At 36.8% G+C, this 7214-nt stretch carries 6 protein-coding genes and 1 pseudogene; 3 read left to right on the top strand and 4 right to left on the bottom strand.

Annotated elements, in window-relative coordinates; all coding sequences use genetic code 11:
- From ABD917_RS06095 to ABD917_RS06085, 3 genes and pseudogenes are all read right to left on the bottom strand, one after another.
- Window positions 1-97: pseudogene (locus ABD917_RS06095) on the bottom strand (lysozyme); the annotation flags it as partial.
- A gap of 365 nt (window positions 98-462) precedes the next feature.
- Window positions 463-1401, bottom strand: a complete 939-nt coding sequence (locus ABD917_RS06090) for a YopJ/AvrA family T3SS effector serine/threonine acetyltransferase (RefSeq protein WP_345119218.1) — start codon at window positions 1399-1401, stop codon at window positions 463-465.
- A 482-nt stretch (window positions 1402-1883) separates the two neighbouring features.
- Entirely contained in the window at window positions 1884-2825 is a 942-nt protein-coding gene (locus tag ABD917_RS06085; protein ID WP_345119217.1) for a YopJ/AvrA family T3SS effector serine/threonine acetyltransferase, read from the bottom strand.
- Window positions 2826-4438: 1613 nt separating this feature from the next.
- Between ABD917_RS06085 and ABD917_RS06080 the strand changes: the two genes are divergently transcribed.
- A complete protein-coding gene (locus ABD917_RS06080) occupies window positions 4439-4609 on the top strand; it encodes a hypothetical protein (protein WP_345119216.1) in 171 nt (56 codons plus the stop codon).
- A gap of 188 nt (window positions 4610-4797) precedes the next feature.
- Here the strand turns inward: ABD917_RS06080 and ABD917_RS06075 are convergent, their stop codons facing one another.
- Window positions 4798-5343 carry a hypothetical protein gene (locus ABD917_RS06075; RefSeq protein ID WP_345119215.1) on the bottom strand — a complete coding sequence of 182 codons (546 nt, stop codon included), beginning with the start codon at window positions 5341-5343 and terminating at the stop codon, window positions 4798-4800.
- A 1149-nt stretch (window positions 5344-6492) separates the two neighbouring features.
- Here ABD917_RS06075 and ABD917_RS06070 point away from each other — a divergent pair.
- Window positions 6493-6924, top strand: coding sequence for a hypothetical protein (locus ABD917_RS06070; RefSeq protein WP_345119214.1), 432 nt, complete (start codon window positions 6493-6495; stop codon window positions 6922-6924).
- A gap of 14 nt (window positions 6925-6938) precedes the next feature.
- Entirely contained in the window at window positions 6939-7097 is a 159-nt protein-coding gene (locus ABD917_RS06065) for a hypothetical protein (RefSeq protein ID WP_345119213.1), read from the top strand.
- The last annotated feature ends 117 nt before the right edge of the window (window positions 7098-7214 follow it).

Here is a 7214-nt window from a genome sequence, read left to right as displayed (position 1 = left end):
CGATTGTCCATACCCCGATGGCGTCTTTATAAGCATTGAGGCGCAAGCCTTCCCATTGTTTGATAAGAGCAAGCCCTTCTTGTGATATTTTTCGCATAAAGTTCTCCATTAAAAAAGCCCCACACAAAGTGAGGCTGAGTGATATGCCAAAAGTAAATTTTTCTTAGTTGCTAGGAATAAATGAGATATGAGGTTTTGCTTAAACCATAAGATGGGGGGTATCTAAGAACGGGTGTTCATGCTGGTGGCGCGCGCGCTTATGGCTAGTGCGTGTTGGTTGTTGGAGCTGATGATTGGTGTTTATGGTTGATGCGTGCTAACAGTGCTTATAAGGTTGGGTTATAAAATATCATTGATATGTGAGAATTTGCTATGAAAGGTGATTATTCTCAAGAAACGCTATGGGTGTGTAACTTTTTAAAAGCATATGCTTTTACCAAAATACGAAATGCTCTAATGACATCATAATGCTAGTGTAGATTTGTATTCAGAAACCCTTTTTCTATGTAATGAAACGGAAACAGTCTTTCCCTCTGTTTCAACGAGGTTTTTATGAAATCTCTCTGAGAGAGTTTCGTTTTTTTTGTTCACCTTTTCATGTTCCGCTTCCGGATTTGATTTTATATATTCCCCAAGACGTCTTCTGCCTTGCGTGTGTTTATAAAAACTTGCTGGAAGATACGGATCTACTTTTTCAGGAGGTAGTGTAAGATGTGTTTTGTTTAATACACCGTTGATGTTATCCTTGTGCATTCTTGTCAATTTCTCAGATTCGGTATGAAGCTTTTTGGCAAGTGCTAAACTCATTATCCCACATTCAGAGGAGCTGCGTTGAATATCCATCTCCATCTTGGAAAGATAACATTCAGGTAATTGTTCTTGAATGATGAATTGTATTCTTATTGCTAGTAATAAGGGTATCTCGTTCTTAAGAGTCGCGGATTCGAAAGCTATCAAGGATGTTTTGTTATCGATAGTTCTCTGATCAAGTACCAAAAAATGGATTCCTTTATCGCTTGTGTTCACTATATATCTAGAAGATTGAACTCCATGAGCAATTGCTTCTTTTATTGAGAAAACGAGCCCTTCAGATGTGGTAATAAGTTTAAGGTTTAATCCTTGATATTTACGGTTTGCGTTCTCTATGAGAGCCGGCATCATTTTAAGGTCTGTATTGGCATAATGGTAATTGCCTTTGAGCCATTTTCCATTCGCAATATCACGTTCTAAGCCTACAATAATATCTTTTAACTCTTCACGACTGAATGGGATTTTGGGTTCTTTTTCGACATTGAGTTGTTCTAAATTTTCCAGAGGACTTGTTAATGATGCATTTGCACTCTCACTTTCTGGTGTTGCTGATGAACTGTGGGCAGTGTTTTTTGAATTTTGCGGTTTCATAATATTTACTCTCCATACTTGTAATTGGGATTCAATATTATTTGCTCAATTCCGATTTAATTATGTTTATATATTGATTTTCTCATTTTAAAAAAGGAAGGCAATGAGGGCATTTTTTGAGCTGAGTCATTTTTGTAAAAAGGGTTGCCAATGAAAACGGTAGGTTTTTCAGAATTGTGATCTTAACGCCTTCTGCTTCCTTAAAATCTGTACAAAATGAAAAACTTGGATTTATTTGTAACTTCGTTCTGGTGTTTTAGAATGAAAGCTTTTTGTACCCATTTCCTTATTAGGCTTTTATTATTATAGTAGCTTTAGAATTTTTGAGAGGGCTTATGTCTCTGTTTTGAGATAACAGCTCAGTTTTTCTTTAACAGGTAAATTGCTTGTACTGTTTGCATCTTACAAGCTAAAACAATAGGTGTATTTGCCTACATGAATGCATTTGCTCTCCATATCGGCAAAAATGTTCAAAAATAACATTATAATGCTAGTGTGGATTTGTATTCAGAAACCCTTTTTCTATGTAATGAAACGGAAACAGTCTTTCCCTCTGTTTCAACGAGGTTTTTATGAAATCTTTCAGAGAGAGTTTCATCTTTTTTGTTTACTTTTTCATGTTCCGCTTCCGGATTTGATTTTATATATTCCCTAAGACGTCTTCTGCCTTGCGTGTGTTTATAAAAACTTGCTGGAAGATATGGATCTACTTTTTCAGAAGGTAGTGTAAGATGTGTTTTGTTTAATACACCGTTGATGTTATCCTTGTGCATTCTTGTTAGTTTATCAGATTCGCGATACAGCTTTTTGGCAAGTGCTAAACTAAAAATTCCACATTCAGAAGAACTGCGTTGAATATCCATTTCTACCATGGAAAAATGACAATTAGGCAATTGGCAATCTTGAATGGCTTGTTCTGTTCTCAATCCTAATATGGCTGCACTCTTATGATGAAATGCTGTAGGTTCATATAATATAAAAGATGTTTTGTTATCAATAGTTTGATGATCAAGTACTGCGAAATGGATCCTACTACTTCCTGAATTTACTATGTGTCTCGAAGAGTGAACCCCAGCATCAATCATTTCTTTTAGTGAGAGGGAAAGATCTTCTGGAGTCATTGCAAGTTTAAGATGCATTTCTGGATATTTACGATTTGCTTGCTCTACTAAAGCTGGCATCATTCTAAGATCTGTATCTGCGTAGTAGGATTTGATCCAACGACCACTAGTGATGTCATCTTCTAAGCCTGTAATAATGCTTTTTAATTCTTCACGACTGAAGCCAACATTTTCTTCTTCTTTTGTCTCAACAGCAGTACTCTCTAAACGTGCAAGAAGACTTGCTAATGATTCATCTGCGCTTTCACTCGTTTGCGTTGCTGATGAACTATGGGCGGTGTTTTTTGAATCTTGCGGTTTCATAATATTTACTCTCTATGCTTGTAAGCAGTATTCAATATTATTTGCTCAATTCTGGTTTAATTATGTTTATATATTGATTTTTTTATCTTTTGAAAGGGTAAGCTGTGAGGGTATCTTTTAAAGATGAGTCATTTTTATAAAAAGGCTTGCTAAACTTAGGATGATAAGTTTTCTAGAGTCGTGTGTTCTCTTGTCTTCTTATCTGTGAAGTTTATAAAAATGAGAAGGTGGCGTATATTTATAGCTTTATCTTGATGTTAAAAAACGAAAACTTTTGGCCTGCTTTTTTCTTTTTGTATGGTGGCGTTGGTAAGAACAAATTCCATAACTGTTTTGCTGCTTTCTGCATACTAAAAGTGCTTTCTTTTTCATTGTAAAGGACAAAAACTACCTAATTGAGGCTTGTTTTTCTTACCAGAAATCTACGGATCATTTGGTCATTGACTGTAGGGCTCCATTGGCTTTCTCTTGCTCTGAATATGCCGTTCAAATTTATGCTTCATGATGGAAGAAGAGAGATGATGCAATGGTGGTTATTGCTGATGATCTAAAGCCTAGATATGTAACATTATTTTATGAGTGCGTTAGCTTGGGGTGGCTGTGATGGTGCTGTTTCTTATGGTTTGTTGATATGAAATATTGAAATATAAAGAGAGGTAATATCTTCTTTCTGCTATTTCCTCTCGCATGGTCTTAAAATCTTTATAATTTGAGGCAGGCTAGTTGCACCGTAAAATACTAGCTAGAGTGGTAATATAAGGCCTATAACATTTTATCACATGAGGTATTTTTAGGAGTATTTTGTGAGAGGGGATTTTGATGGAGAGTGAGACAATATTTGAAGCAAAGCTTTCCTGAGATTGGTTGTTTTGTAGAATTTATCAAGTGAACTACATGAAGCAGCAAGAGCAACGCATTCAATAAGAAAGCAATTCGTTTACAGATTGGCAATAATAAAATCTTTACCCTAATAGGACGGGAAGAAAATTACAATATTCTACAATATTATAGGGATATAATTGTAAGAATAAAGATACAAAAAACCTCTCCCCGCATATGTCATTAAATACTATTTTCCCTATCTTGTCAAGAAAAAAGTGGAATATGATATTTTTTATTTTAAAAAAATTTGCTGATTATGAAGAAAATTTGATCGTTTCAATCGGTAAGGGTTTTGAAATGCTACAAAAACGCTTTATTTCCTTTGAAAAAAGTAAAATATCCTTTTGTCAAATATTATTGGTTGTGTTGATGCTTGGGCTGCGGGATAGCGTTGGTTGTGAATGTGAGAGGATTATGTGGAGGGTGGCTCATATGGGATCTGTCAAATCTTTGCCAAAGCAGAATGGAAGAGCATGCTGAAAATGGATGCTCTTTTGGGGATAAAAATATGACTTTGCGAGGATAAAACCACTAGGTTGGCTGTGTTGGTGGCGGGATTTTGAGATGGTGGGTGGTGTTGGTGAGAGGCCTTGATATTTTTCGTATAAAGTTCTCCATAAAAAAATACATAAGGTGAGGCTAGCTGATATGCTAAAAATCAACTTTTTCTGCCTGCTAAAAACAGAGGGGTTAAAATTTTGCTTAAACTATAAGGCGGGGAGCGTACAAGAATGCGTGTTCATGTTGGTGGGGGCGCCTATGGCTGTGTTTGTGTAGCAGGGATGCCTATGGCAGGTATTTGTCGTTCGCATTGGTATTGGTTTTTGCTATTGGTGCTGGGTCGTTTGCTCCTTGTGCTGGTTGATGCAGCTTTTGGGGGCTCTTCGTGGTCTGGCTTGTAATTAAGAGAGTCTTGCATTCTTTATATTTTGATTGTTTTATCAATTTTCGGGTTATCATTTTGTGGAGCATCTTGTGAAGTAGAGAGTGTTATGCTGTATCGCTCTGTGGTATCTTGCGGCAATATTTCTGTTGGTGTGCTTTTGCTGAGAGGCTCAGTCTTTTAGTAACAAGAAAAGAGAGCATCAGTTTAATTTGCAAAATACTGATGAAGCACATCAAGAATAATACGTAAGGAGCAAACAAGATAGGAAAGTGGTTGATCCTCGACAACAAGATATTGGAGTGCAGCATGAAAGCTGTGTTGGCGATGCAGGTGTTGTGCTTCCTTAATCACTTCTTGCATCTCCTCGTAGTGATTGGTTGCTTTTTCTATCCACTGTTGTTGTGCTTTTTCATCGGATGTATGGGTAAAGCCATCATAATAGCCATTTGGCAAACCTTTTGCACATAAATAGTCGTTTCTGATTTGGAGATACTGTTGCGCAGTCTCATATTGCTCTTTACTGATGCTTAAGGCATCCTGTTTAGAGCCAAGTAAACAAAGTCGTCCAATATAGGTTGCAACAAGTGGATTTTTCGCTTCTTCTATGGTCAAACCAAAATGTTTGGCACGCATTTCAATGGTCTGTTGACGAGAAGAAAGGCAGGGGTTCTTGGCGCGTGAAATACGCCCATTGGGTTCTCTTAATTTTCCTGTTATCCTCGGTCTACCGCGTTTTTTAGCTATTTTCATGAACATACCATTTGAATTTTAAAAAACTGTTTGTTTAAGAATCATAACAGTGCAAAAAGCTCGGGGGTGAATGTGCATAGAAATGAATGCGCATAGGAGGGATGAATGATGGCTGCTGATAAAAAAGACGTTGTAAAATAGTTTTTTCTCCCTCAAATGAAAGTGTCTTTAGAAAGGATAAAAAATTTTTGTTATCAGTTGTTCACAACCCTTTATCTTGTCATTTACAGCTCCATATTTTTTCTCTGCAGAGATTTTTAACTCCTGTAGGGAAAAATCATTTTTGCCAAAGATCCTCTCCAAAAACACAATATTTTTATGAGAAAGGGGATTGTGTGTTCTGAGGAGATGTTTTACTGATCGTTCTGTTGAGACAGTTTTATAGAAGTTGGCAAGCTTCTCTTCGGGGGTATCGTTTTGCTCTGAGGCATAAAACGAAGAAGCTTGATGCGCATTATGTTATGAAGGATATTTCCTCTCTTTAGAGGGTAAACTTATCTTGTATTGAATAATTTATCCCTCGTTATTATATCACAACAGGACAGATTTTTTCAAGTAAATATTGGTAATATACTGATAATGCATAGGAATAATCAAATTTCTGCTCAGACAAATTGAGAGGAGTTTTTTATCCGTCTGGATTTTTACAAATATCTTTTATAGCGGAAATCCCTGCTCCATTCTTGTTATTCTATAAAGAGATTTTATCATGAGATTATTGTGAAATGATGGGGTATTATTCTACTTGTTTTCGTTGTGGTTTTCTTTCTGTTGCTTTTGAGCGGAGCTGTTTTTTATGGCAAATGTTGGTCTGAAAAGAAGGGTGTGTTGCCTGTTTGAAACAGGTTTGATTTATTTGAAAGGGAAGCTTGAAAGGAGGCTTGAAAACTTTTTTTGAGACTGATAAACACAGCTTAAATGCATAAAGTGATCAAATGCCTCCACGTGTGCGTTGGTTCATTAAAACCCACAGAGTGTCGTATTTTTAGGGCTGCTTTTGGGTTTTGCGGCGGATATGTATTCTGTTCATGTGGGGGGACTCTTAATTTATGTTTTAATCTATGTTCAGGCGTGGGGGGGAAGAGAGCGCGCTCTAAGCAGGCGCCTCAGGGGAGGTGGTTCGTCAAAAAAAACTGGGGGAATGTCAGCATGACAATCAATCAACAACAAAGTAAGTCACAGCAGGAATCTTTTCAAGCGCAAGGGAATGCACAGACTGCATCACATTCAACCTTCGCTAAAGGATCAAAACTTTTTGCTTTCAAAGAAGCTATGATGCTTTCCATGAGAGATTATAAAATCATCTTCTGTATCGCTATAGTTCTGTTGCTCTTAGGGGCTGTGCGTATCTATTATCTGCCAAGGTTTTTCTTCGGATTATTGTTTGGCGGAATTTACGGTGGGGAAAATAGCTTTTTTGAATATATCCTTTTTCTGCCAGCTTTTCTGTGGGGGGTGTCAGTCATCTTCTTACCTGTCGTTTTGGTGTTACATTATATATTAAATGGTAGATTGAAAAAAATGCTGCAGAAACTGGAACAAAAAGCATCTCAACAGCAAAAAAAATCAAGCACTACCTAAAAATAGGGGGGGAAATGTTTCTTATTACAAAATTATTAGGTCTTCTCGCGCTTTTGGGGCTTATCATCATTGCTGTGTTAAACGGTATGCTTATTGTCGGCGTTTATTACTTTTTTGTCAAACGGGTGCGATTGTATTTTGACATGGAAAAGGAACTGAACGAGAGGCATTAAAGGGGAAACGGGAACCTTGATAAAGCGGCAACAAAAAAGAAGTCAAATGTAAAATTTTGCAAAAAATTGTTGCTTCTTTCTTGCAAATATCCCATTTTCTCAATGAATTGCGGTCCT

Origin of the sequence: Bartonella pachyuromydis (assembly GCF_039543065.1) — a bacterium.
GTDB classification, from domain to species: domain Bacteria; phylum Pseudomonadota; class Alphaproteobacteria; order Rhizobiales; family Rhizobiaceae; genus Bartonella; species Bartonella pachyuromydis.
Note: the sequence above shows the minus strand (reverse complement) of the source record. Positions and strands in the feature narration are given on the sequence as shown.